Origin of the sequence: Gilliamella sp. B14384G12 (assembly GCF_016101825.1) — a bacterium.
Taxonomy (GTDB): domain Bacteria; phylum Pseudomonadota; class Gammaproteobacteria; order Enterobacterales; family Orbaceae; genus Gilliamella; species Gilliamella apicola_N.
In genome coordinates this window covers 238,686-264,811 of record NZ_JACFPU010000002.1, presented here as the reverse complement: position 1 = coordinate 264,811, position 26,126 = coordinate 238,686, and the positions used below count along the sequence as shown (strand labels likewise).

Here is a 26,126-nt window from a genome sequence, read left to right as displayed (position 1 = left end):
ATGATTGGGCATGGTAAGTTTCACTCATTGACACTGATAAACTGGAATGGTTTTTTTGCTCGAACCTTTGATTTGGATAAATTGGTTACAACTCTTTCTGGTGGTAATGGTGCGGGTAAATCAACCACAATGGCAGCTTTTGTTACTGCTTTAATTCCTGATTTAACTTTATTACATTTCAGAAACACAACTGAAGCAGGGGCAACATCTGGTTCACGAGATAAAGGTTTACACGGAAAATTAAAACCTGGTGTCTGCTATTCTATGCTTGATGTAATTAATTCTCGTAATCAACGTATAATTTGTGGAGTACGTTTACAGCAAGTAGCTGGTCGAGATAAGAAAGTCGATATTAAACCTTTTTTGATACAAGGTTTATCTGTTGGTATTACTCCAACAGAATTAGTCACTCAACGTTTAAACGATAAACAAGCACGAATCCTTTCATTACCTGAGTTAAAAGAAAAAATTGAGGGAATGGATGGCGTAATTTTTAAACAATTTAACTCAATTACTGACTATCATTCGGTGATGTTTGACTTTGGTATATTACCAAAGCGTCTGCGTACATCGTCCGATCGTAGTAAATATTATCGCCTGATCGAAGCTTCTCTTTATGGTGGTATTTCAAGCGCTATTACCCGCTCACTACGTGATTATCTATTGCCCGAAAATAGCGGTGTACGTAAAGCTTTCCAAGATATGGAGGCCGCACTACGTGAAAATCGAATGACATTAGAAGCTATTAGAGTTACGCAATCTGATCGAGATTTGTTTAAACATCTTATTACCGAATCGACTAACTATGTAGCTGCTGACTACATGCGTCATGCTAATGAACGTCGTGTGCACATTGAATCCGTGCTAGGCTTACGCCGAGATATGTTTAAAACACAAGATCTGCTTTTAAGTAATCAATTCCGCCAAGTTGAAATGGCGAAAGAGTTGAAAGAATATCAAGAAGCACAAAGCGATTTGGAAACTGATTTACAAGCAGCCAATGATCATCTAAATCTTGCACAAACGGCATTGCGTCAACAAGAAAAGATTGATCGCTATCAAGCAGATTTAGATGATTTAAATGTAAAGCTTGAAGAACAAAATGAAGTAGTACTTGAAGCTAAGGAACAATATCAAATTTATCGTGATCAATTTGAACACACAGAACAAGAAGTTGATGAAATAAAAACACAACTGGCTGATTACCAGCAAGCGCTTGATGTTCAACAAACCCGAGCTATTCAATATCAACAAGCACTGCAAGCTCTTAAAAATGCGCAGTCTTTATGCCAATTACCTAAATTAGGTCTTAGTAATATTGAAAATCATTTTGAGGAGTTTGATGAAAAACAAAAAGAGATAACTGAACAAGTATTAGAACTTGAGCAAAGACTCAGTGTTTCTGATGCTGCGATCAATCAATTTGATAGAGCTTATCAAATTGTTGTCAAATTAGTAGGTGATGTGGTTCGCAGTGATGCATTTGTTGCAGCCAAAGAAGCATTAAGGATATGGCCGTCACAATGTTATCAAGCTGATCAAGCTGAACATTTACAATTACAACTAGATGAATTAGAACAACGTTTTTTTGAGCAAAAAGAAGCAGAATCATTATTAACCCAATTTTGTAAACGTATTGGACGTCAAGTTAATTACGATGATCTGGATGAATTAAAACAAGCGCTTGAAGTACAATTAGAAGAAAGTGCGGAGCTAGCTCATGAATCAAGTGAAAAACGAATTGAATTTAGACAAGAACTGGAACAAATTCAAGCGAAGATTACTGAATATCGGCAAAAAGCACCTACATGGTTAAAAGCGCAAGATGCTTTAATTTCTTTGCAAGAACAAACTGGTCAAACATTTACTCATAGCCAAACGGTCACACAACATATGCAGCAATTGCTTGAACAGGAACGCATACTTGTTACTGAACGTGATCAAATCAATTCTAGACGTAATCAACTGGATATACAAATTGAACAACTTAATCAACCAAGTGGGGTTGATGATGGACGATTATCGGCATTGGCAGAACGATTTAATGGTGTATTACTATCTGAAATTTATGAAGATGTCACTATTGATGATGCCCCTTATTTTTCAGCAGTATATGGTCCATCAAGGCAAGCTATTGTGGTGCCCGATTTATCCTTAGTAAAAACACAACTTGAAACTCTTACTGCAAGTGAAGAAGATTATCCTGAAGATATCTATTTTATTGAGGGTGACCCATCATCATTTGATGATAGTGTATTTGACTGTGAAGAAATGGATAAAGCAGTATTGGTTAAAACGGGGGAGCGCCAGTGGCGTTTTTCTAGCTTTCCTAAAGTACCATTATTTGGCCGGGCTGCGCGCGAGGTTCATCTTGAAAAATTATCAGTTGAACGAGACCAACTGCATGAACGTTATGCAACTGTATCATTTGACTTACAAAAGTTACAACGAATTGAGCAAAATGTTGGGCAATTTATCGGTCAGTATTTAGCGGTAGCTTTTGATATTGATCCTGAAGCTGAAGCACAAAAATTAGCAACTAGGCGTACTGAAATCGGACGTCAGTTATCATCACAAGAAAGTATTGATAAACAAAATCAGCAACAAGTATCAAGCCTTAAAGAACAATTAACTATCGTTAATCGACTTGTTGCACAAATGCATTTATTGGCTGATGACGATCTTGCAGATCGAGTTGATGACTTGCGTGAACAATTAGCAGAAGCACAAGAAGCAGTACAATATGTCAGTCGGAACCATAATACAGTTTCAGAGCTGGAGCCAATTGTTGCAGTTTTACAAAGCGATCCTGAACAAAATGAAGCTTTACGCGAGCAATACAACACCGTAAAAGCGCAACAACAAACTATTCGCCAACAAATATTTGCGTTAACTGAAGTGATGCAGCGTCGATCTCACTTTAGTTATGAAGACTCGGCTGGTATGTTAGGTGAAAATACTGATTTAAATGAAAAATTGCGTTCTCGATTGGAAGTGGTTGAAGCACAAAGAACTGAATCTCGTCGTCAAATGCAGCAATATCAAGATAAATATAATCAGTATAATCAGACATTTGCCTCATTAAAAAGTGCTTTTGAAACTAAGCGAGATATGCTTAATGAACTACAGAATGAGATAGAACAAATTGGTGTAAAAGCCGATGCGATTACCGAAGAGCGTGCCAGAATACGACGTGATGAAATTCATCAAAAACTTAATAATAATCGTCAGCAATGTACCTCACTTGAAAAACAATTGATTGTTTGTGAAGGCGAAATGACACAAATGCAAAAACGTTTGACCCAAACATTACGTGATTACAAGCAATTACGTGAACAAGTGGCACAAGCTAAAGCTGGGTGGTGTTTAGTATTAAGATTAGTCAGAGATAATAGTGTTGAACGTCGATTACATCGCCGGGAACTTGCTTATCTAAGTGCTGATGAGCTACGTTCTATGTCGGATAAGGCATTGGGTTCACTACGTTTGGCTGTGAATGATAATGAACATCTGCGTGATGTATTAAGGCTATCCGAAGATCCAAAACGGCCTGAGCGTAAAATTCAATTCTATATTGCAGTTTATAAACATCTGCGAGAACGAATTCGTCAAGATATAGTGAAAACTGATGATCCAATTGAAGCTATTGAACAAATGGAAATCGAATTATCTCGCTTAACTGAAGAACTTACTTCGCGTGAGCAGCAATTAGCGATAAGTTCCAAAAGCGTGGCAAATATTATACGTAAAACTATTCAACGTGAGCAAAATCGTATCCGCATGTTAAATCAAGGTTTACAAGCAGTGGCATTTGGTCAAGTTAATGGTGTACGTTTAAACGTAAATGTTCGTGAGGCCCATTCTTCATTATTAGCTGCTTTGTCTGATGAGCAAAGTGAACATCAAGATCTGTTTAGCAACAATCGAATCACTTTCTCAGAAGCTTTAGCTAAACTGTATCAACGCTTAAATCCACATATTGATATGGGGCAACGTACTGCGCAGAATATCGGTGAGGAGTTGCTTGACTATCGAAACTATTTAGAGATGGACGTTGAGGTTAATCGTGGCGCTGATGGCTGGTTACGTGCCGAAAGTGGTGCTTTATCAACTGGTGAAGCGATTGGTACTGGTATGTCAATTTTATTGATGGTAATTCAAAGCTGGGAAGAAGAATCTAAGCGCCTGCGTAATAAAGATATTTCACCATGCCGACTATTATTTTTAGATGAAGCCGCTCGTCTTGATGCTAAATCAATTGCAACGCTTTTTGAGCTATGTGAACGATTAGAAATGCAGCTCATTATTGCAGCACCTGAAAATATCAGCCCAGAAAAAGGGACTACATACAAATTAGTTCGTAAAGTTATTAATAATCAAGAGCATGTTCATGTTGTTGGATTAAAAGGCTTTGCTTAATAATATTGCTGGTGATTGCCAGCAATATTTTATTTTTTAAGAAATTTAGTCGTATATGATGTATGCTAAAGTAGAAAAATATTTTATCGTTTAATTTTGTATTTATGCAAAAAATAGTTCTATTTTTGTCAAAAAATATATTTTTTTTATTTAAAAAAGTTAAGGTTAAGTAAAAAAAATATCATTTCCCTTAAAATACTTATAATTAATCAAAAGGTTATTTATTTTCATGTGAAAATTAACTGTAATCATAATTGACTTGATTCAAATTTTATTTTCTGTTTAAATATTTATGAGTTTAAACAGTACCATGTATTAATGGTATTTTTTAGATTCTAGTATTGAAAATAACTATTGTGGAAAAAAGGAACACATTATGAAAGAATTAAATTTAGTAGAAGTAGAACAAGTTTCTGGTGCTGGCTGGATCGCTGATGCAGGCGGTGCTTTAGGTGCTGGTATTGGTGCTGTTGTTGATGCAGCTCATCATAACGTAAGCACTGCTGGACAAGATTCAGGTAGATTATTAGGCCAAGGTATCGGTCAAGTTGTTGAAGCTATTATCGGCTTACCTTTCCCAACACTTCGTCCTTAATTAATGTCTTAAACGGGAAGCGATGATTCGCTTCTCGTTTTATTGTTAAAAATCATATAGGAATGAAATATATACCTTAAAGGTAAAATTTAGCGTTTTTATTTTGAAATCATTAATAATTGTTAAATTAAAATATCAACTAACATGTTAAATGGTTTATTTCTATATGGATTTTATTAGATATAAATTATCCATGAATATGAAAGTAAAAATTTTGTCATTATTTCCTTATTTATCATCAATTAATTTGAAAAGGAAAACATGTATATGAAATTATTTTTCTTGTTTACCTTCATACTATCAAAAAAATAACAACCTCCTTTTGTGCTTACCTAACATTAATTTTTTATCTATAAAAAGTTAATATTAAGTAAAAATAATCATTAATTTTAAAACATTTATGCTCAATTAAACGTTCATTTTTTTCATGTGAAAATTATGCGTAATAATAATTGACTTGATCGATATTTTATTTTCTGTTTAAATGATCATGAATTTAATTGATACCATGTAATAATTGGTGTTTTTTAATTCAAATTTGCAAAAAATTATTATGGAAAAAAGGAACATATTATGAAAGAATTAAATTTAATTGAAGTTGAACAAGTTTCTGGAGCTGGTTCTATTATGGATGCAGCAGGTGCTTTAGGTGCTGGCATTGGTGCTGTAATTGATGCAATCAATAATGATTTAACTCAATCTTCCCAAAATGCAGGCCAAATATTAGGCGAAAATATTGGTAAGATTGTAGAAACTCATTTAGGTCTACATTTTCCAGGTTCTGTTCGTTTTTAATTAATATTGTTTAATATAGTTAAACGAGAAGCGATTGTTCGCTTCTCGTTTTGTTTTAAAAAATGATCTAGTTATTTGAAAATAAACAAAAAGTTAATTAAGAACTTATTTTATTTGGTTGGTCATATATTATGGAATCGATCTGATTTTTAAGTAAATTATATTCAGTAATAGACTTATTAATATATTTTAAACGTGATTTTTTTATCAAAATTAAAATTCATATAATTGAATAAATTATTGAAATAATTAAATAATAAAAATTATTATTAACAACTAAGTATAAAAGTACAAACAGGTAAAATATTTTATGGAAAATAATGGATTGTTTCGTCAAGAAGCTATTAATTACCAGAAAGCAAAATGGATGGGAAAAGCATTATTAATAAAAGGGTATTCTGCATGGTTTGTCTTTTTATTATCGATTGTTTTTATTATCGTTTTAGTACTTGCTGCCATATTCGGTACTTATACTAGACGAATTAATGTACCTGGTGAAATAACTACACAACCAAGAGCGATTAATTTATTTTCAACACAGCAAGGTTTTATTATTAACTCTCATGTAAAAGTAGGCGATAAAGTTAAAAAAGGTGACCCCATTTATGATTTAGATGTTAGTCAAACTACGCAGTTAGGTAATGTCACTCAAAACACAATCGAATCAATTAATAATCAAATCAATAATATATACGAAATTATCGAAACTCTAAAAGAAAATAAACTAATCACATCAAATGCATTGAAACAACAAATAGATGAATATAATAGATTTCATCAAGATTCATTATTACTCGTCAAAAATGCAGAAAAAGGTATGAGTGAAATGTTTGAAAGCATGCAAAACTATGCTGATTACCAAAAAAAGGGACTTATTAATAATGAACAATTCAATAATCAAAGATATTTATATTATCAGCAACAAAATTCTTATCAATTTTTACAAAATCAAATAATACAAGAGAACTTAAGTATCATACAACTCAATAGCGAATTAGTTACAAAAATAGCTGATTTTGATAACAAAATATCTGAATACCAATTTCAATTAAATGCTCTACAACGTCAATTAACAGAAGTAAATGCTAAAGGAACATTAATTATTAGCGCTCCTAGTGATGGGCGAATTGAATCACTTAGTGTAACAGACGGTCAGATGGTAAAAACAGATGATAGTCTAGCACAACTTATCCCTGCTAATGCTGATAGTTACTATTTAGTTCTTTGGGCACCTAATGAAAGTGTTCCTTATATTTCAGTTAATGATAAGATTAATATTCGTTATGAAGCTTATCCTTATCAAAAATTTGGGCAGTTTTCTGGTGAAATTATGTCAATATCCAATGTGCCTGCCTCTAGCCAAGAAATGTCAACGTATAGTAGTTCGCCATTATCTCAAAATAATATTAATTATCAAGCTTACTACAAAGTAATGGTTTCGCTGGATAAACAACAAATGGTTAAATTTAATAGTAAAATTAAATTAACAAATGGAATGAAAGCTGACATTACTCTATTTTTAGAAAAAAGACCTATTTATCAATGGATGCTATCACCTTTTTATGATATTCAGAAAAGTATTACAGGACCAATCAATGAATAGAAATCAGTTTCAGCATATACTTCAAAGTTTACATTTTGGTTGGAAAAGAAAAATACCACAAATTATACAGACAGAAGCAGCTGAATGTGGTCTTGCATGTTTAACTATGATTTGCCGTTATTATGGGATGAACGTAGATTTATTTAGTCTAAGGAATCAAATTGGCGTGTCATCACATGGAGTAACTCTTGCTACATTAATTAATATGTCAGCTTCTGTACATTTAAGAAGCCGTCCACTTTCCTTAGATTTAAATGAGATAAAACAGTTAAAAACCCCTTGTATTTTACATTGGGATCTCAATCATTTTGTTGTATTAGTTGCGGTTAAAAAAAGTAAATTTATTTTACATGACCCTGCATTTGGTCGCCGTGAAGTAGGTCTTAATGAAATGTCAAAACATTTTAGTGGGATAGCGCTTGAGTTGTGGCCAGATAAAGAGTTTAAACCTCGCACAGAACGCAGTCAACTTAGTTTGATTAAAATGCTCTTTCAAATTGATGGTTTAAAAGGGTTTTTAGTTAAAATTCTATCACTATCTATCATTATAGAATCCATTAATTTATTGCTACCCGTTGGAACTCAATTGGTCATGGACCATGTAATTATGGCAAAAGATCATAGTTTACTCGGATTAATCTGTGTAGGATTACTGTTTTTTATATTATTTAGAACATTTATTGCTATGTTACGTTCTTGGTCATCATTAATTATGGGATCTTTAGTCGATATTCAATGGAAAGCAGGTCTTTTTGGTCATTTAATGAAGTTACCATTAGCTTATTTTGAAAAAAGAAAACTTGGTGATATTCAGTCTCGTTTTTCATCCTTAGAAATAATTTGTAAAACACTAACTAATAATATAGTAAAAAGTATTATTAATATTTTGATGTCAATTGGTGTTTTTATCATGATGTTTTTGTATGGGGGCTGGTTGGTATGGATTGTCTGTGGTTTTACTCTAATATATATAATATTACGTGTTGCAACCTATCAGCGTTATCGACAAGCATCAGAAGAAAAAATAGTGAAAGAGGCAAAAGCTAATTCCCATTTTATGGAAAGCTTATATGGTATTGATACCTTAAAATCACTGAAACTCACTGAGTCAAGGGCTCAATATTGGCTCAATATGAATATAGATACAACTAACGCAAATATTCGTCTTACTAAATTAGAAATGATATTTAGTGGTGTTAACACATTGATTATGATGATTGAGCAAACGTCAATATTGTGGATTGGTGCTGCACTTGTTATGGATGATAAGATGACGCTAGGTATGTTTATCGCATTTACTGCATATCGAGCTCAATTCTCAGAACAGGCTGCAAATTTGATAAATATGGTATTAGATTTGAAAATGCTAAATTTACATACTGAACGACTAACCGATATTGTGTTAACTGATACTGAAAATGATATTGAATCAAAATACTCATTCCCTAAAGATATTCCTGTTGAATTTGAATTGCGCGATATAGCGTATCAATACGATAATCTTTCTAAACCTATTTTTACTAATATAAACATGAAAATTCGAGCAGGTGAAAGTGTTGCAATTATTGGTCCATCAGGTGCGGGTAAAACAACATTGATGAAAGTTATGAATGGATTACTTACACCTACACATGGTGAAGTTCTTATAAACGGAATTGATATTTATAAATTTGGTGTCAATAATTATAGAGATATTATTGGTAGTGTATTACAAAATGATAAACTTTTTGCTGGTTCTATATCGGATAATATTTCAAGTTTCGATACTGAAAAAAATTATGAATGGCTTGTTGAATGTGCAAAATATTGCAATATTCATAACGAAATTATGAGTATGCCTATGGGATACGAAACGTTAGTGAGTGAGTTAGGAAATAGCTTATCTGGTGGGCAAAAACAACGGTTGCTAATTGCAAGAGCATTGTATCGTAAACCTTGTTTATTATTTCTTGACGAAGCAACAAGTCATCTAGATGATGATAATGAATTTACAATTAATAAGGCAATATCTTCATTAAAAATAACGCGTATTATTATCGCTCATCGAAAATCAACAATAGAAAGTGCTGATCGTATTGTTGATATTGGTTCAGTAAACCGTTAAAAATTAGCAAGTAAAATAGACAAAAATAAATAATGAGAAGCAAAAATTTTCACATATAAATAGGTAATAAAGTTTTTTAAAATTAAAGAAGTAGTTTGAGATGATAAAATACTTCAATTTATTAACAATAATATGTGATTTATAATTTTGGATGACAAAAGAATTAAAGCTAGTATAAACATTGTTACTACCATGTTTAATTAGAAAATTTTCTGCAATAGTAATATTCCTGATATTTTTCGCTTCTCATTTTCACTTCTCTATTTGCAGAAAGTTGCACATTAAAATTAAGAGTAAAAAAATTATTTAAGTTAGTTTATTCTGAATATTGAGATTCAATAATTAAAAAAATAGTTATTTAAGTTTTTTTGTTTTAGTTATGTTCAGAATACTAAGTCTATAGAATATGATAATTATCTAAATACAAAAATAAAGATATAGTAAGAACACAGTAGCTAATACCACAGGTATATAATGTCATCATTAATTTTCTGTTATCGAGAACTTTATATTGTTGTGTTAAGTGGGATTACATAAAAAATAATTTATATTATGTACGATAAAAAGTTTTGCCAACGATTGTCAGCAAAACTTTCTTTATCCGAGTTTATTAGAAAATAACAAAATATTAAATTATATACAATTAATACAGCAACTATTAGTATTATCAATGAATATCCAATACCGCATGAAATGCTTCTTGTGGGATATCAACACTGCCAAACTTACGTTGCCTAATTTTATTTTCCTTAATATTTTTAGCTATCTTTTTCTTTTTGGATGCAGATCCGGAATAGCCACGTCCTGTTACACTTTTACGTAATGGTGGAATGTCTTCCCTTGCAATGACTTTATTTTCAACTACTGATTGTACTGGCATTGGGTAGAGTTTACGAGGTATAACATGTTTCATTTTTTGAACTATTTGTTTACCGCGTTCAAAGCTCTTATCTCTTGGCAAAATAAAGGAAAAAGCATCGACAATTTCATCATTCAGCCAAATATCCATTTTAACCAAATCAGTTACAATATAACATCGGTCTCGATAATCTATTGATGCATATCCATGAGTAATTGATTTAAGTGAATCATAAAAATTATAAGCAATTTCTGAAATTGGCAGTTTAAATGTCAACTCGGCCATTTTATTATTCAGATAAATCATATCGACATAAATACCGCGTTTTTCCTGACAGAGTTCCATAATCTCGCCAATATTTTCCATAGGAATAATAATTGCTGCATCAATAAATGGTTCTTCAATATACTCGATCTTTTCAAAACTCGGCAGTAACATAGGGTTGTTAACGCTAATAATTTCACCATTTTTTAACGTTACACGATATTCAACGCTAGGAAATGTAGATAGAATTTCGATTCCATATTCTCGTTCAAGTCTTTCTTGAATAATTTCCATATGCAAAATACCTAGAAATCCACATCGAAATCCCGCTCCAAGTGCCATTGAATTTTCTTGTTTATAAATGAATGCTGAATCGTTAAGCGATAATTTTTCAACGGCATCTTTCAGTTTTTCTTGATCTTCATTTTTTATTGGAAATAGGCCGGCATAAACCATTGGTTTAACCTCTTTATAACCAGGCACTGCATTGGTATCAGGTTTATTGGGTTCAATTAATGTATCACCCACTTTTACATTTGACACAATTTTAATATTTGTAGAAATAAATCCTACTTCACCAGCCATAAGTTCTTCGACCGATTTCATGGCAGGTAAAAATACCCCTACTTGTAACGCTTCAAATTCAAGCTCACTTTTGAGCATTTTAATTTTCATCCCAGTACGAATTGAACCATTAAAAATGCGAACATGTAGCACAACACCTCGGTAGACATCATAATGGGAATCAAATATTAATGCCTGAAGAGGTTTATCTTTGTTGCCTTCAGGTGCAGGAATATTTTCAATGATGGATTCTAAAATGTTGTCAACTCCAATCCCAGTTTTAGCCGAAGCTAAAATAGCATTGTCTAAATTTATACCCTCAAGTTCTTCAAGTTCCTTAATTACACTTTCAGTATCAGCATTTGGCATATCAATTTTATTAATAACAGGAATGATAGTTAAATGTTGTTCTTGAGCTAATTTCAAATTTGCAATAGTTTGTGCCTGCACGCCTTGGGTAGCATCAACAAGTAACAATGCACCTTCACAAGCAGCTAAACTCCGTGAAACTTCATAATTGAAATCTGTATGGCCAGGGGTATCAATTAGATTTAATTCATATTCAATACTATCAGATGCTTTATAATACATACGAACAGTTTGAAGCTTAATAGTAATACCACGTTCTCTTTCAAGATCCATGTTATCTAATAATTGCTCTTTCATATCACGTTCAGAGACCGTATTTGTCATCTCAATTAATCTATCAGCTAGAGTCGATTTACCGTGATCGATATGGGCAATAATACAAAAATTTCTTATATTATTTGGGTTCATTTTAATTTCTCCCATACTTTTATTAAATATTGGCGTGAACTATAATGGTTAGAGTAACTCTAAGTCAAGTTTATCAAATCATTATGATTAATAAGCTATTTAATTGATTTTTATGAATACATGGGTATAAATATGGTAAATATAAATGACTGTATTGCATCAATAGCTCAAAATGGTGAACTAAACCAAACACCTAAGTATACAGTGACTAAAGCAGCTAAAATGTTAGGCCTATCAGTACATACACTAAGGTATTATGATTCATTGAAATTATTTCCATTTCTACAACGCGATCAGAACGAAAAGCGACTTTTCTCTGATGCAGATTTGCAATGGGCAAAATTGATTGAATGCTTACGTAATGCGAATATGTCAATTAAAGAGGTACAACATTATGTTAAGTTATGCTTACAAGGTGATGAAACATTGGATGAACGTCTAACTATCATTAATCAACAAGAAAAGATTTTAATTGATACCATAACTGAACTAAATGAGCAATTAGCATTATTAAGGTTTAAGAAAAGTTATTACAAAAAGAGTAATAATCTTAAATAAAAAAATAAGTTATTATTGATAAAATTTATAACTAAAAAGAGACGAGACCTTTTATATTGTATCTTTAAGTATAATTGGTTAAGAATAAATAATTTTTAGTTTTTTAAAAGGTATAAGCTAATATAATTGATAAAAATCAGCTTAGAACTCAGTCATTATCTCAATTATATTAACTTATTTATCTTATTCGAGAATCATAAGGTAATTTTAGAAATTACTTAAGTCAGATTGCCAAAGAATATAAGGATCATAGTCGTCATCACCATTTGGTAAAGCTCCTGTTTTCGGAGGAAGCATAAAATCAGTAGTGACTAGTTGATTGTTATCAATATAGTCTATTTTCCATTCTAATAAATCTTTTTTATTTTCTGGTTTATCAAAGTTAAAGGTAATTTTGGAAAGTGAATTATGATAAAGGAATTGTCGCCAACATTCATCAGAATCTTTAACACAAAATTCAACACTCAACGGTTGATATTTTTTACCATCTTTAAATAATACAGGTATTGCCTTTTGCTCTTGGTTATCGACAAAAAATGATAAAAAAACATTATCAGCCAACTGAGCTTTATACTCTGTGTATTGGTTATTATTTTGTGACTTAGGTTGTTTTTGAAAACTACTTTGGTTTTCATTAGCATAACTATGACTGCAAAATAAACTACTTAACAATAATATTGATATTAATTTTTTCATAATATATTCCATTGATGAGTTTAGTAATTATTTTGATAAAAAAAGAGAATAAAGACTAATAGAAAAACTATTAAATGAACTTTTATAGCATAGCCGAAAATAGAGGTGATATATACTTTTTTATATTTTTCTTTCGCTTTTTTAATAATAATTGATTTCTTATGATTTAAACAAAAAAATAAACCTTTATAAAAAGTATCATCAATTTATATCTAAAAATAAGGATAGGTCATATTTCAAAAATTTACTAATGGTGGTTTATATTCTAAAAATTAATTATTCTAAATAAAATAATTTTTAGATGTTATGTTTTATTAGTGATAATTGCTAAGTAAAAAATATAATAGTATGTTTAATAACATGATTAATTTAGTATTATATATTTTTATTTGTTGACAAAATAACGTTTTGATTTGGATATTAATTAACGAGGTGGTTATACGTACCATAGTTACACGATTTTTAGTTATATTGCATCCGTATAACTATTCATATACCTAAAAAATTTGGTTGTAAATGTGTATCTTACTGATGCTTAATGAATAACAGAATAGACGTTAAGCCTTGTGTTTGTTAGTTTTGATGTGTTTTAAAGAATTTAAAAGAATGTTTCTGTTTATTGATTTGGTGCCGTGGGCGGGACTTGAACCCGCATGCCCTTAGAGCACTACCCCCTCAAGATAGCGTGTCTACCAATTTCACCACCACGGCGCCGTTTTTATTCAGGAATATCTGATGTTGGATTTATTTGTCCAGGTTGAACAACAGGATCTGTTGTTGGAGTAATGCCACTCTCGCTTTGCTGAGTTGTTACCGGAGCAGTATCTTCGAGATTATCAAATTCACCAGTTGAGGTGATGTGAGCACGACTACCTAAATTAGATAAAACAATACTTATCACAAAAAATAATATACCTAATAAAGTTGTTGTGCGAGTCAAAAAGTTCCCACTTCCTGATGAACCAAATAAAGTTGCTGACGCACCCGCACCAAAAGAAGACCCCATATCGGCGCCTTTTCCTCGCTGAATTAAAACTAATACGATTATTGCTAGTGCAATGATCAAATAACTTATAATTAAAAGTCCGTACATTTCAACCTGTCAATTTTATGTTTTATACAACAGAATTTATTGAAGCGAAATATTAACGAAAGACAGAGCAACAAGCAAGTAAAATTTAAGGTATTGTTGGTATAATTTGAGTTTCGACGTTTTAAAACTATTATCAATATTAATTTTTATACAAAAAAATTATATTCGTTTACTGTTTTTAATCGGTAGGGTAGTTGATTTATAGAAATTCTTTATTTTTAGATACAAAATAAAACTTTATTACATCAATTATGATCAAGTTACAGTAATAAATATCATTTTAAATTAATATTTTCAAATGATTTGATATAACAAATTGTTTTTCTAATCCATTTTAGATTCAATATTTGTTGGATTAAATTGTATGTTTTTTTAGAAAAACAGTATAATGACCGCTATTTTTATTTAGAACATATCTTAGTTTTATGAAATTTATTGTTAAACTCTTTCCTGAAATCACGATTAAAAGTGATTCCGTTCGTTTACGTTTTATCAAAATATTAACTAGCAATATTCGTAATATATTAAAACATCATATAGAAGATGTTGCTGTTATTCGTCATTGGGATTTTATTGAAGTTCGTCCAAAAATAGCAAATAGTGAATCCTTAATTCTAGAACTACTAACCCGAATCCCAGGTATTCATCATATTCTAGCTGTCGATGAACTAACTTATGTCGATATGCATGATATTTTCGAAAAAGCTTTAAATTACTATGCCCCTTTAATTGAAAATAAAACTTTTTGTGTAAGGGTTAAACGCAGAGGAAAGCATGACTTTACTTCAATTGATGTTGAACGTTACGTTGGTGGTGGACTTAATAAATATGTGCCTTCAGCTAAGGTAAAGCTAACACGCCCTGAGGTTACGGTTAATTTAGAAATTGACAATGATAAGTTATTACTTGTTAAAGGTCGACATGATGGTATTGGTGGTTTCCCAACTGGTACTCAAGAAGATGTTATCTCACTGATTTCTGGTGGATTTGACTCAGGTGTATCAAGTTATATGCTGATGCGACGAGGTAGTCGAGTTCATTACTGTTTTTTTAATCTTGGAGGAAAAACTCACGAAATTGGTGTAAAACAGATGGCTCACTATTTATGGGAACGTTTTGGAAGTTCACATAAAGTACGTTTTATTGCTATCAATTTTTCAGATGTTGTTGGTGAGATTTTGGAAAAAATTGATGATGGACAAATGGGTGTAATCTTAAAAAGAATGATGATCCGTGCCGCATCTAAAATAGCTCAGCGTTATAATGTACAAGCTCTTGTGACAGGTGAAGCTCTTGGTCAAGTATCAAGTCAAACATTAACTAATTTACGCTTAATTGACAATGTTAGTGATACATTGATTTTACGTCCACTAATCACTCACGATAAAGAAACCATTATCAATCTTGCTCGACAAATCGGCACTGAAGATATTGCTAAAACCATGCCTGAATTTTGTGGTGTAATATCTAAAAGTCCAACTGTCAAAGCCATTAAAGAAAAAATTGAAGCAGAAGAGTTGAATTTTGATTTTTCAATACTTAATAAAGCTATAGAAGATGCAGAAAACATTGATATTCGTGAAATAGCTAAACAATCAGACACAACAATTCAACAGGTTGAAACCGTATCGACTCTTAATAACGATCATATTATTATTGATATTCGCCCATCAGATGAACAAGAGGATGATCCTTTACTATTAGGCGATAATGTTGAAATTAAAATAATTCCTTTTTATAAATTAGCCTCCCAATTTGGTGATTTGGATCAAAGCAAGCAGTATTTGCTTTATTGTAACCGTGGAGTGATGAGTAAATTACAAGCACTTTATCTTATTGATCAAGGTTTTTCTAATGTTAACGTATTAAAATTGTAGAACTTAACAATTATTTACTATATTGTTAGTATTGATAGCATTTTTTGCATATATAATAATTTGGCAAAGTGTGAAACCTTGATGTAATTCGATAAAAATAAATATGATATATGAGTAAACAGAGGATTGTAATGAACAAATTACTTGTAGTGGATGATGATCCAGAAATCGCCTCGTTGTTATCCGAGCTTCTTGAACTAGAGGGGTTTGAAGTTGAAACGGCGAATAATGGCGTGCAAGCTTTAGAGAAGTTTGATATGTCATTTGATTTGGTTCTGCTCGATATAATGATGCCTGAAATGAATGGATTAAATGTGTTATCTCAACTTAGAAGCAAATTTACTGTCCCTGTTATTTTTTTAACGGCTAAAGATAATGAATATGATAAAATTATTGGGCTTGAACTTGGTGCTGATGATTATATTTTAAAACCTTTCAATGATAGAGAACTTATAGCTAGAATCAACGCGCTATTACGTAGAACGCGCTGGGATAATTTAGTTAATGAAACAGATGATCTTCCTCAACAGTATACAGTTGATAAATTGGTATTAAATCGAAAACAGCAGTCAGTTTATTATGATAATAAGTATATAGAATTAACTGGTACGGAATTTCAAGTATTACTTAAATTTCTTGAAAATGGTGGTAAAATCATATCTAGAGATACGTTGAGCGAAACAGTCTTAGGTAAGGAATTTATTCCGCTTGCTCGCTCAATTGATGTCCATGTATCTAATTTAAGGAAAAAACTTCCTCCTCGTAGTGATGGTTTACCGTGGATTAAAACCTTACGTTCTAAGGGATATTTATTTGTTATTGATAATCATGATGATGTATAACGAAATCAGTATAGTTTTAAATTAGGTGTGGTGATATGTGGATTTTTGATCGTTTAACTGTTCGAATTTTCACTATCTTCCTTTTGACGATAGCTTTTTTTTTAGCATTAATCATTTTATTACCAAATTTAGATTCTAGAAACTTAACTTACATTGCAAATAAAGAGCGAGAAACCGGTAACGAGTTAGCTAAACAAATAGAAAAAGATCTATCCAATGTACCTAAAGATAGCTTTCGTTGGTGGATGCGTTTTATTGTTGTAATGGATACTTACCAAAAATCTGGTCAATTTTTATTTATTGTCACTCCAAATGAGCAATATATTACTGCCGACACCAAGAATATTGATTTAGTTAGAAATTTTAGCGAAATATCACATAATATTTCAGATCCAGCTAAGAAGATTTATGATTTCCAAGAAATTATAGGACCATTTTTGGTTCATTATGCTGATGAACCATATCAATTATATGTTTTACAACCAGCATCCGATGTTCAATCTCAATTTGTTAATTTACTTTTTGATCATCCTCTATTGTTATTAACACTAATGATGTTAATCAGTTCTCCTTTTTTACTATGGTTATCATGGAGTATCGCTAAACCTGCAAGAGGATTAAAAAAAGCGGCAGATCAGGTTGCTAAAGGTAATTTACAAGAGTGGCCTGAGCTAGAAAAAATAGGATCTACTGAATATAAAGCAACAGGCGCTAGCTTTAACCATATGTTAAGAGAACTTAAACGGATGCAAGAAGTACAACAACGTCTATTTTCCGATATTTCCCATGAACTTCGTACTCCTTTAACACGTTTACAACTTGCAACATCTTTATTACGACGTAAACAAGGCGAAAGTAATGAAGTTATACGTATCAATAATGAAGCATTAAAGCTTGATTCTATGATTGGTGATTTATTGTCATTAGCAAGACAGCAATATGATAATAATGAAATTCGTCAATTTAAGAAAATTAATCTATTATTCAAACAAGTACTTGATAATGCTACATTTGAAGCAGAACAAATAGGGAAAAAGTTTTTAGTGACTAACTTTCCAACTAGTCATACTATTTTATGTTATCCTATGGCTTTATGTAGTGCTCTTGAAAATGTTATACGTAATGCATTCCGCTATTCTAATCATGAAATCGTTGTTAACTTTATTGCGCAGCAAAATCAGATAATAATTAGTATTGACGATGATGGAATTGGTGTAGCTGACAAGGAACTTGAGCAAATTTTTAGACCATTTTATCGTACTAGTGAAGCGCGAGATCGTCAATCCGGAGGAACTGGTTTAGGGCTAGCTATTGTTGCTAATGCCATCATGCAAGATCATGGCAATGTTAAAGCAGAGAAAAGTCATCTTGGAGGACTTAGAATTGTGATAGTATTACCAATTCAGAAATATAAACAATAGAAGAGAAAGTATTGTGTCAAACATTGCCTTAAATATCGTTTTATTTGAGCCAGAAATTCCAGCTAATACTGGTAACATTATCCGTCTTTGTGCTAATACAGGTTTTAATTTGCATATTATAGAACCAATGGGATTCTTTTGGGATGACAAAAAGCTGAGAAGAGCAGGTCTTGATTATCAAGAATTTGTCAACGTAACGCGTTATAAAAATCTTACTCATTTTTTAGAGATAAACCAACTTAACCTAATCACACAAGTTTATGCATTAACGACTAAAGGTCAAAAATCTCATAGTGAAGTGAATTTTAAGTATAATGATTTTTTGTTGTTTGGTCCCGAAACTAGAGGTTTACCTGCATCAGTTCTTGATGCATTACCGCAAGATAAAAAGATTCGTATTCCTATGTTAGCTAATAGTCGAAGTATGAATTTATCTAATTCTGTTGCGGTGGTGGTTTATGAATCATGGCGCCAATTAAATTATTTTGGTGCAAAACAATTTAATTAATTCATTATTAACAATGAAGTTATCACAATTAATATAAAGATTAATCTGTTGTCATTGAATTAAATGTATACCATTTAAAACTACTTAAAACAAAAAAGAGGTTAACGTAACCTCTTTTTTTGGTTAATAATATTTTTGTATAAAACCACCATCATTATTTAACACGTGATACATATTCACCTGAACGAGTATCCACTTTAAGCACTTCACCAATTTGTACGAATAATGGTACACGAACAACCGCACCAGTTGATAAAGTTGCTGGTTTTCCGCCTGTTCCTGCAGTATCACCTTTTAAGCCTGGATCGGTTTCAATAACTTCTAATTCAACAAAATTTGGAGGTGTAACAGCGATAGGTTGACCATTCCACAATGTTAAGATACATTCAGCTTGATCAACTAACCATTTTGCATTATCACCAACGGCTTTAGCATCGGCAGATAGTTGTTCAAAAGTATCATTATTCATAAAATGCCAGAATTCACCATCAGTGTATAAATATGTTAAATTCATATCAACAACATCAGCGGCTTCAACTGATTCACCTGACTTAAAAGTTTTATCAACTGTTTTGCCTGAAAGTAGTTTTTTAATTTTTACTCGGTTAATTGCTTGTCCTTTACCAGGCTTATAAAATTCATTTTCAACAATTACACAAGGCTCGCCATCTTGCATTATTTTAAGACCAGCTTTAAACTCATTTGTACTATAAGATGCCATAAAAGCTCCAACTATCATTCTGAATTACAAAAATGAGTCATATTATACAGCAAAAAATTGAACAACCAAATAATAAAGATGAATGGATATTAGATCTAAACAATGTCGTGACAGATATCAAGGAACTTTATTCTTATTTAGAATTAGATCCTAATTCCATTTCAATTACTATGTTACAAGCGAAAAAACAATTTCCGCTTCGTGTTCCTATAGCTTTTATAAATCGAATGAAAAAGGGGAATTATAAAGATCCATTGTTATTACAAGTTCTTTGCGATGATCATGAAATGATTAATGTAGATGGATACAGTAATGATCCTTTGGATGAACAACAAAATACTATTCCAGGATTACTACATAAATATCATAATCGTGCTTTATTAATTACTAAAACAGCTTGTGCCATAAATTGTCGTTATTGTTTTAGGCGACATTTTCCTTACCATGAAAACCAAGGAAATAAAAAGAATCTTAGCATTGCGCTTGATTATATTACCAATCACCCAGAACTTGATGAAATTATTCTTTCTGGAGGAGATCCTTTAATGGCTAAAGATCATGAGATTGAATTTTTGATAAAAGAATTAGAAAAGATACCTTACATCAAACGGTTACGAATTCATACTCGTTTAGCCGTTGTGATACCATCACGAATTACATCAACACTTTGTCAGCTATTTGCTAAAAGCCGATTACAAATTATCATGGTTACTCATATCAATCATCCAAATGAAATTGATGAAAATGTAGCTAAAGCTATTTCACTGTTAAAACATCAAGGTGTAACTATGTTTAATCAAAGCGTTTTATTAAAAAATGTTAATGATAAAGCCGAAACATTAGCGCAATTATGTAATAAACTATTTGATATTGGCATTTTGCCTTATTACATCCATTTACTTGATAAGGTGCAGGGGGCCGCTCACTTTATGGTAAATGATGAGAAAGCCAAACAAATAATGAAACAACTAGCAGCTCAAGTTTCAGGATATTTAGTGCCTAAATTAGCGCGTGAAATCGGTGGTGAAAAAAGTAAACGTGTCATTGCATTTAATAATTAAGAAATTTAATTTTCGTATCTCTTTTTTGGAGTTGTTTTTGATACATGATATCAGCCTATAAAGAAGATAAATTAATCTCATAAACTATTATTTTGCTGATTATTTATCGACAATAAGGATTAAAATATATGTTTAAATTAATAGGGTATGTATCAGTTTTTTATATAATTGTATCTTAATCAGGAGTTAATGGATTTCTTAAAAATTTATCTGTTAAAATCTCATTGACGACAAAGGAAATAAACACTATAATTCCGACCTCTTTAATTAATGCTGTGGAGTTTACACTCTACAACCTTGTTGATAAATTAGATTTGGATATAAATCGTCATGAAACGCACATTTCAACCATCAGTATTAAAACGCAATAGAACTCACGGTTTCCGTGCTCGTATGGCAACAAAAAACGGTCGTCAAGTTCTTGCTCGCCGTCGTGCTAAAGGCCGTGTTCGTTTAACTGTTGCTAGCTGATTTAAAGTTGAGTGATTAAATTCACTTATCCTCGGGAGTTGCGATTGTTAACTCCCTTTGATTTCAGTTATGTTTTCCAAGAATCCATCAGAGCTGGATCTCCTTTCCTTACGCTTGTTTCACGTAAAAATAATTTAGCACATGCTCGTTTGGGATTTGCCATAGCTAAAAAGCAGGTAAAGCGTGCCCATGAACGTAACCGTATCAAACGGCTTGTGAAGGAATATTTTCGTTATCATCAACATCAATTCCCTAATATTGATTTTATTCTAATGGCTAAATCTCCTGTTATTGACTTAGATAATCAACAAATAGTTGAGATATTTGATAAACTATGCCAACGAATCATAGCCAAGCAAAAAATTTAAATAAATTAAAATTAATGATAAAAAGGCATGTTTGTGCATTTAATTTATTGATAATTAATATTTTTATATTTTTTATTCGGATATATCAACGTATCCTTAGTCCCTTATTTGGTCCTAAATGCCGTTTTACGCCGTCATGTTCACAATATGCTGTAATTGCATTAAGACGCTTTGGAATAATAAAAGGTGGTTGGCTAATGCTTAAACGTGTATTAAAATGTCACCCTTTACATGAAGGAGGAGAAGATTTTGTTCCTCCTAAAATTAAAACCAATAGAGAAAAACACTAATGGGATCTCAACGTAATATTTTAGTCATTGCTTTACTTTTTGTATCTTTTTTTATTTGGAAAGCGTGGGAAGAAGATCATGCTCCCAAGCCGCCTGTGATTAACCAGTTAACACAACAGCTAGGGGAAGATAATTCAACTAATAGTGCCGTGCTTGGTAAAACAATCACTGTAAAATCAGATGTATTATTACTTACTATCAATACTTATGGCGGCGATGTGCAAGCTGCTCAATTATTAAAATATGAGCAAACACTTCATTCAGGTACTCCTTTCCAATTATTAACATCAAGTCCTGATTTTGTTTATGTTGCTGAAAGCGGTTTAACTGGTAAAGATGGCCCTGATAATGCAATTCAAGGATCAAAACGACCAGTATATCAAACAGAACAAACCGAATACGTATTAGCTGATGGACAAGATGAATTGCGTGTACCACTGACTTATCAGGTTAATGGTGTTAGCTATACTAAATATTATATATTACATCGAGGTAATTATGCTATAGATGTACAATATGACATAAATAACCAAAGTGGAAGTCCTATTGATGTTTCGATGTATGGTCAATTAAAACAAACTATAGAGTTACCTAAAGGTACTGTGACTGAAGGTGGCGGAGGGTTAGGCCTAAATGCTTTTCGCGGTGCGGCTTATTCTAGTTCTAACACTAACTATAGTAAATATAGTTTTGATGATATAAAAGATAAAGCTTTAGATGTAAGTACCCAAACAGGTTGGGTTGCAATGCTACAGCACTATTTTGTAACGGCATGGGTGCCAGCTCAGGATCAAAACAATTTATTTTATTCTCGGGCTACAGCTAACAAATCTCAAGCAACGATTGGTTTCAAAGGTGAATCAACTATTATTCAACCAGGTAATAGTCAAACTATTGGTGCAAAATTATGGTTGGGACCTGAAATTCAAGACCAATTGAAAGAGACAGCCAATCATCTTGATTTAACCGTTGATTATGGTTGGTTATGGTTCTTATCACAACCACTATTTTATTTGTTAAAATTTATTCATAGTTTTGTAGGTAACTGGGGCGTTGCAATTATTATTATTACTTTTATTGTCCGTGGTATTTTATTCCCATTGACACGTGCACAATATCGTTCAATGGCAAAAATGAAGTTATTACAACCTCGTATAGAAGCATTGAAAGAACGTTATGGTGATGATAAACAAAAAATGAGTATGGAAACCATGGCGATTTATAAACAAGAAAAAGTAAATCCATTAGGTGGTTGTTTGCCAATATTTATTCAAATGCCAATTTTCTTATCACTATTCTATATGTTAGGTAATGCTGTAGAGCTACGTCATGCCCCATTTGCGCTTTGGATTTATGACTTATCCGCACAAGATCCTTATTATATTTTTCCTTTATTAATGGGCGGTACCATGTTTTTAATTCAGATGATGTCTCCAACACCAGCGGCTGACCCATTACAAAAAAGGTTAATGACTTATATGCCATTAATCTTTACGGTATTCTTCTTATGGTTTCCAGCAGGTTTAGTTTTATACTATATCGTAAGTAACCTATTTACAATTGCCCAGCAACGCATCATTTATTGGGAACTTGAGAAAAAAGGACTTCACGAGAAGAAAAAGAAATAATATTGATAATAAAGGAGGTTAAGACCCTCCTTTTTCGTTGTTTTTGGTGTAAATTGATATGAATATACAGCAACAAATAAATTTGAATGGTAATGAAACAGGTTATTGGTTTGTCAGTAAAAATGGACGACTATGGTTACCAAATGGTGAAGTTCCTGTTGGAAATGCCAGACAATTAGGTTTTACAAATCTAATTGCCCAACCTATTGGTGAGTGGAATGGTCAAACAGCTTGGCTTATTTGCCGAGAAATGAAAACAGCAATGAGTTCAATTCGAACTTTGCTTGGTAATAATGAACAATCATTATTTTATATGGCTGGACGAGCCGTTCAATTATCAGAGTTTTATCGTTCTCATAAATATTGTGGTTATTGTGGGCACGAAATGCATATTAGTACAACAGAATGGTGTTGTATGTGTCGCAACTGTAATGAACGCTATTATCCACAAATTTCGCCATCTATCATTGTCGCTATTCGCAATAAAAATAAAATATTATTGGCAAAACATGTTAGGCATAATCAAGATAGTTTATACACTGTTTTAGCTGGTTTTATTGAAATTGGTGAAACGATGGAAATGGCAGTTAAGAGAGAAGTATTTGAAGAAGCAAAAATAACAATTAAAAATATTCGTTATGTAGGTTCGCAGCCTTGGCCATTTCCTAATTCATTGATGATGGCTTATTTGGCAGACTATGAAAGTGGTGAAATTCATGTAGATACTAGCGAGTTAGTTGAAGCAAATTGGTATCATTACTCTCAGTTACCTAAGATTCCCGAATATGGGACTATTGCTCGGCGCTTAATTGAAGATACCATTATACTTTGCCGAGAATATGATGAGTATGGTAATGATTAATCATATTCTCTTTAGTATTAAAAAATAATAAATAAATCTATTGATATTCAATGGTTCTTATTAAATTAACGGTTTTTGACTCATTACCAGTCGTTACACAGATTGCTTTTGTCCAATCTCGGTTTTCATTATAATCAGAATAAGTACAAGTTTCAGTTATTTCAACTTCTTGTTCGTTTTTGTTATTAATTATGATGTCACCATTCGATGATAGTTTAAATGACTTAGTGATAGTTTTTTCTAATTGATTATTATCATTGTAAATAATATCTTTTTCTTGTACTAACACAGGAAATTTGGTTTTTTCATTAACTGGAATATAAGCATTATATAAAACCATCTCAACTCGATCTTGTTCATAAATTATTTTGCTATTAAAAATAATATTATTTTCTGCAAAGTGAGATAAAGTTGTTTCTACTAAATGGCCTTGCTCATCAAATTCAGAAATAGCAACGATATCTCCATTACTATTTTTCATGCCAAGAATGTTTTTTGCATTGTCAAAGGTAATTCCATATTCATTTCTAGTTTCTTTCATCCCGTAAATGTATTTGGCTTTATCATAATTGATTTCACCATATAATCCTTCTAAATTATAATTATCTACATAGCCTAAATTATTATAGTTAATTAATTTATTCGATGAACCTTCAATTTTTTGCTGTTTAAATAATTTGTTATCTGGTAATAATTCTGGTTCTGTATGAAAAAGATAACTGTTAATAACCGCAATTTGAGTTGGGTTTCTATTAGTTAGTTTTTTGTCATCACAACCACTAATTAATAATATACTGCTACATAAACTTATATTTAAAAGAGAAATATATTTTTTCATAACATTATCTTCCATTATTAGTATTATTGTTTAAAAATATTTAGAGTAGAACATCAAACTATAACTCATCGTACTATGTTTACTGTTTTAATGACCTTTACACCAAATAGATAGGGCTTCACAATTCCAATTTATCATCATTTCACACCATACAGCTCGCCATCGCCTTACGGTATTGTTCGTCAATTTTAGTTTTTTTTCTATTTGTGTATTGTCTTGCCCATCTATAAGTAAATCAATAAAGCTCAACCATAATTCAGATTTGGGTAAACGGTTTAGTTTAGTATTGCTTAAAAGATTAAAACTATGTCGACATCGTTTACACCGGTAACATGTTCGTTTGCCTATTTTGACCGTTTCTGTTGAGTTACAGTGTAAACAAGGGGGTGTTTGCGTATTAAGTAAAGTATTTATTTTTGATTTGATATAATTATGTTGTTCAATTAAGATTGGATTTAAGGTTGTCTGTTGTTTATTGATATACCATTTATATAATGATAAATAATGTAGCTTTAAGTAATTAATTATAGCATGGTCACGGCGCATTATTTTCTCAGTTGAACAGTCAAATATATTTGCTATTGCCTGATAACTGTAATTTTTTATACGGCTAACAAAAATGGTTTCTAACCAATTAAAAGGTGTTAGACGGTTGAAAGGTGTATTTGTTGCTGCCGTAAAATATTTATAGCAAGCTTTACAACGATAAGTGGTAGTTGGTTTTGAACGGATTAAATAAAATTCCTTTTTATCACAAAAAGGACAAACCTCAACATGTTGTGAAGCTATTCTCTCTAAATCATTACGAAAATCATTAAGCTCTTTATGTAATTCATTCGGTATGAGTTCATAAATCATTTTTCATTCCTTTGTCACTAATCTGATGAAATATTACCAAATTTTTACATAAAC

22 protein-coding genes and 1 tRNA gene are annotated in these 26,126 nt (G+C 31.7%); 16 read left to right on the top strand and 7 right to left on the bottom strand.

What is annotated here, in order from left to right:
• The 5 genes from mukB to H3S73_RS03765 all read left to right on the top strand — a co-directional run bounded on the left by mukB (window position 1) and on the right by H3S73_RS03765 (window position 9,516).
• Window positions 1–4,419, top strand: a complete 4,419-nt coding sequence (mukB, locus tag H3S73_RS03785) for a chromosome partition protein MukB (RefSeq protein WP_198235614.1) — start codon at window positions 1–3, stop codon at window positions 4,417–4,419.
• 376 nt (window positions 4,420–4,795) lie between these two features.
• Complete coding sequence (locus tag H3S73_RS03780; protein WP_086326965.1) at window positions 4,796–5,014, top strand: hypothetical protein; 219 nt, start codon at window positions 4,796–4,798, stop codon at window positions 5,012–5,014.
• A 573-nt stretch (window positions 5,015–5,587) separates the two neighbouring features.
• Window positions 5,588–5,809, top strand: coding sequence for a hypothetical protein (locus tag H3S73_RS03775; RefSeq protein WP_198235613.1), 222 nt, complete (start codon window positions 5,588–5,590; stop codon window positions 5,807–5,809).
• 310 nt (window positions 5,810–6,119) lie between these two features.
• Complete coding sequence (locus H3S73_RS03770; RefSeq protein ID WP_198226360.1) at window positions 6,120–7,412, top strand: HlyD family secretion protein; 1,293 nt, start codon at window positions 6,120–6,122, stop codon at window positions 7,410–7,412.
• Complete coding sequence (locus tag H3S73_RS03765; protein ID WP_232352922.1) at window positions 7,405–9,516, top strand: peptidase domain-containing ABC transporter; 2,112 nt, start codon at window positions 7,405–7,407, stop codon at window positions 9,514–9,516. The genes H3S73_RS03770 and H3S73_RS03765 overlap by 8 nt, the downstream gene beginning before the upstream one ends.
• A gap of 667 nt (window positions 9,517–10,183) precedes the next feature.
• Here the strand turns inward: H3S73_RS03765 and lepA are convergent.
• Window positions 10,184–11,980, bottom strand: coding sequence for a translation elongation factor 4 (gene lepA, locus H3S73_RS03760; RefSeq protein ID WP_232352921.1), 1,797 nt, complete (start codon window positions 11,978–11,980; stop codon window positions 10,184–10,186).
• Between the two features lie 132 nt (window positions 11,981–12,112).
• On the opposite strand from lepA, the gene H3S73_RS03755 reads away from it, so the two are divergent.
• Window positions 12,113–12,538: a MerR family transcriptional regulator gene (locus tag H3S73_RS03755; RefSeq protein WP_172397822.1), complete on the top strand. Its 426-nt coding sequence runs from the start codon at window positions 12,113–12,115 to the stop codon at window positions 12,536–12,538.
• A gap of 207 nt (window positions 12,539–12,745) precedes the next feature.
• Here the strand turns inward: H3S73_RS03755 and H3S73_RS03750 are convergent, their stop codons facing one another.
• The 3 genes from H3S73_RS03750 to secG form a co-directional block, all read right to left on the bottom strand.
• Window positions 12,746–13,234: a hypothetical protein gene (locus H3S73_RS03750; RefSeq protein ID WP_198235610.1), complete on the bottom strand. Its 489-nt coding sequence runs from the start codon at window positions 13,232–13,234 to the stop codon at window positions 12,746–12,748.
• Between the two features lie 625 nt (window positions 13,235–13,859).
• Window positions 13,860–13,945: transfer RNA gene (locus H3S73_RS03745), tRNA-Leu, on the bottom strand.
• Between the two features lie 7 nt (window positions 13,946–13,952).
• Entirely contained in the window at window positions 13,953–14,327 is a 375-nt protein-coding gene (secG, locus tag H3S73_RS03740; RefSeq protein WP_086326976.1) for a preprotein translocase subunit SecG, read from the bottom strand.
• 425 nt (window positions 14,328–14,752) lie between these two features.
• Here secG and thiI point away from each other — a divergent pair, with 425 nt between their 5' ends.
• The 4 genes from thiI (at window position 14,753) to trmL (ending at window position 18,975) form a co-directional block, all read left to right on the top strand.
• On the top strand, window positions 14,753–16,204 hold the full coding sequence (thiI, locus tag H3S73_RS03735) for a tRNA uracil 4-sulfurtransferase ThiI (protein ID WP_198235609.1): 1,452 nt from the start codon (window positions 14,753–14,755) through the stop codon (window positions 16,202–16,204).
• A 131-nt stretch (window positions 16,205–16,335) separates the two neighbouring features.
• Window positions 16,336–17,046, top strand: a complete 711-nt coding sequence (locus tag H3S73_RS03730) for a response regulator (RefSeq protein ID WP_198226372.1) — start codon at window positions 16,336–16,338, stop codon at window positions 17,044–17,046.
• Between the two features lie 41 nt (window positions 17,047–17,087).
• On the top strand, window positions 17,088–18,467 hold the full coding sequence (gene cpxA / locus H3S73_RS03725) for an envelope stress sensor histidine kinase CpxA (protein ID WP_198226714.1): 1,380 nt from the start codon (window positions 17,088–17,090) through the stop codon (window positions 18,465–18,467).
• A gap of 22 nt (window positions 18,468–18,489) precedes the next feature.
• Window positions 18,490–18,975: a tRNA (uridine(34)/cytosine(34)/5-carboxymethylaminomethyluridine(34)-2'-O)-methyltransferase TrmL gene (gene trmL / locus H3S73_RS03720; protein WP_198235688.1), complete on the top strand. Its 486-nt coding sequence runs from the start codon at window positions 18,490–18,492 to the stop codon at window positions 18,973–18,975.
• 154 nt (window positions 18,976–19,129) lie between these two features.
• Here the strand turns inward: trmL and efp are convergent, their stop codons facing one another.
• Window positions 19,130–19,696 (bottom strand): elongation factor P, encoded by a 567-nt coding sequence (gene efp / locus H3S73_RS03715; protein WP_034882790.1) that lies wholly within the window; start codon window positions 19,694–19,696, stop codon window positions 19,130–19,132.
• A gap of 32 nt (window positions 19,697–19,728) precedes the next feature.
• Here efp and epmB point away from each other — a divergent pair, with 32 nt between their 5' ends.
• The 6 genes from epmB to nudC all read left to right on the top strand — a co-directional run bounded on the left by epmB (window position 19,729) and on the right by nudC (window position 24,376).
• Window positions 19,729–20,757: an EF-P beta-lysylation protein EpmB gene (gene epmB, locus H3S73_RS03710; RefSeq protein ID WP_198235608.1), complete on the top strand. Its 1,029-nt coding sequence runs from the start codon at window positions 19,729–19,731 to the stop codon at window positions 20,755–20,757.
• A 330-nt stretch (window positions 20,758–21,087) separates the two neighbouring features.
• On the top strand, window positions 21,088–21,228 hold the full coding sequence (gene rpmH, locus H3S73_RS03705; protein WP_025314679.1) for a 50S ribosomal protein L34: 141 nt from the start codon (window positions 21,088–21,090) through the stop codon (window positions 21,226–21,228).
• 11 nt (window positions 21,229–21,239) lie between these two features.
• Window positions 21,240–21,596 (top strand): ribonuclease P protein component, encoded by a 357-nt coding sequence (gene rnpA, locus H3S73_RS03700; RefSeq protein WP_198226376.1) that lies wholly within the window; start codon window positions 21,240–21,242, stop codon window positions 21,594–21,596.
• 14 nt (window positions 21,597–21,610) lie between these two features.
• The gene (yidD, locus tag H3S73_RS03695) at window positions 21,611–21,886 is read left to right on the top strand and encodes a membrane protein insertion efficiency factor YidD (protein ID WP_198235607.1); all 276 of its coding nucleotides are present in this window, start codon (window positions 21,611–21,613) and stop codon (window positions 21,884–21,886) included.
• Window positions 21,886–23,514: a membrane protein insertase YidC gene (yidC, locus tag H3S73_RS03690; protein WP_198235606.1), complete on the top strand. Its 1,629-nt coding sequence runs from the start codon at window positions 21,886–21,888 to the stop codon at window positions 23,512–23,514. The genes yidD and yidC overlap by 1 nt, the downstream gene beginning before the upstream one ends.
• 58 nt (window positions 23,515–23,572) lie before the next feature.
• A complete protein-coding gene (gene nudC, locus H3S73_RS03685) occupies window positions 23,573–24,376 on the top strand; it encodes an NAD(+) diphosphatase (RefSeq protein WP_198226380.1) in 804 nt (267 codons plus the stop codon).
• A gap of 37 nt (window positions 24,377–24,413) precedes the next feature.
• Here nudC and H3S73_RS03680 read toward each other — a convergent pair whose 3' ends face one another.
• Together H3S73_RS03680 and H3S73_RS03675 are read right to left on the bottom strand one after the other, a co-directional pair.
• On the bottom strand, window positions 24,414–25,214 hold the full coding sequence (locus H3S73_RS03680) for a hypothetical protein (protein ID WP_198226382.1): 801 nt from the start codon (window positions 25,212–25,214) through the stop codon (window positions 24,414–24,416).
• Window positions 25,215–25,301: 87 nt separating this feature from the next.
• Window positions 25,302–26,072, bottom strand: coding sequence for an IS1 family transposase (locus tag H3S73_RS03675; RefSeq protein ID WP_198235605.1), 771 nt, complete (start codon window positions 26,070–26,072; stop codon window positions 25,302–25,304).
• Window positions 26,073–26,126: the final 54 nt, after the last annotated feature.

Bases quoted from the DNA above. Each gene is read 5' to 3' on its own strand.
- mukB (WP_198235614.1), top strand. From the start codon at position 1: ATGATTGGGCATGGTAAGTTTCACTCATTGACACTGATAAACTGGAAT.
- H3S73_RS03780 (WP_086326965.1), top strand. From the start codon at position 4,796: ATGAAAGAATTAAATTTAGTAGAAGTAGAACAAGTTTCTGGTGCTGGC.
- H3S73_RS03775 (WP_198235613.1), top strand. From the start codon at position 5,588: ATGAAAGAATTAAATTTAATTGAAGTTGAACAAGTTTCTGGAGCTGGT.
- H3S73_RS03770 (WP_198226360.1), top strand. From the start codon at position 6,120: ATGGAAAATAATGGATTGTTTCGTCAAGAAGCTATTAATTACCAGAAA.
- H3S73_RS03765 (WP_232352922.1), top strand. From the start codon at position 7,405: ATGAATAGAAATCAGTTTCAGCATATACTTCAAAGTTTACATTTTGGT.
- lepA (WP_232352921.1), bottom strand. From the start codon at position 11,980: ATGAACCCAAATAATATAAGAAATTTTTGTATTATTGCCCATATCGAT.
- H3S73_RS03755 (WP_172397822.1), top strand. From the start codon at position 12,113: ATGGTAAATATAAATGACTGTATTGCATCAATAGCTCAAAATGGTGAA.
- H3S73_RS03750 (WP_198235610.1), bottom strand. From the start codon at position 13,234: ATGAAAAAATTAATATCAATATTATTGTTAAGTAGTTTATTTTGCAGT.
- secG (WP_086326976.1), bottom strand. From the start codon at position 14,327: ATGTACGGACTTTTAATTATAAGTTATTTGATCATTGCACTAGCAATA.
- thiI (WP_198235609.1), top strand. From the start codon at position 14,753: ATGAAATTTATTGTTAAACTCTTTCCTGAAATCACGATTAAAAGTGAT.
- H3S73_RS03730 (WP_198226372.1), top strand. From the start codon at position 16,336: ATGAACAAATTACTTGTAGTGGATGATGATCCAGAAATCGCCTCGTTG.
- efp (WP_034882790.1), bottom strand. From the start codon at position 19,696: ATGGCATCTTATAGTACAAATGAGTTTAAAGCTGGTCTTAAAATAATG.
- epmB (WP_198235608.1), top strand. From the start codon at position 19,729: ATGAGTCATATTATACAGCAAAAAATTGAACAACCAAATAATAAAGAT.
- rpmH (WP_025314679.1), top strand. From the start codon at position 21,088: ATGAAACGCACATTTCAACCATCAGTATTAAAACGCAATAGAACTCAC.
- yidD (WP_198235607.1), top strand. From the start codon at position 21,611: ATGATAAAAAGGCATGTTTGTGCATTTAATTTATTGATAATTAATATT.
- yidC (WP_198235606.1), top strand. From the start codon at position 21,886: ATGGGATCTCAACGTAATATTTTAGTCATTGCTTTACTTTTTGTATCT.
- nudC (WP_198226380.1), top strand. From the start codon at position 23,573: ATGAATATACAGCAACAAATAAATTTGAATGGTAATGAAACAGGTTAT.
- H3S73_RS03680 (WP_198226382.1), bottom strand. From the start codon at position 25,214: ATGAAAAAATATATTTCTCTTTTAAATATAAGTTTATGTAGCAGTATA.
- H3S73_RS03675 (WP_198235605.1), bottom strand. From the start codon at position 26,072: ATGATTTATGAACTCATACCGAATGAATTACATAAAGAGCTTAATGAT.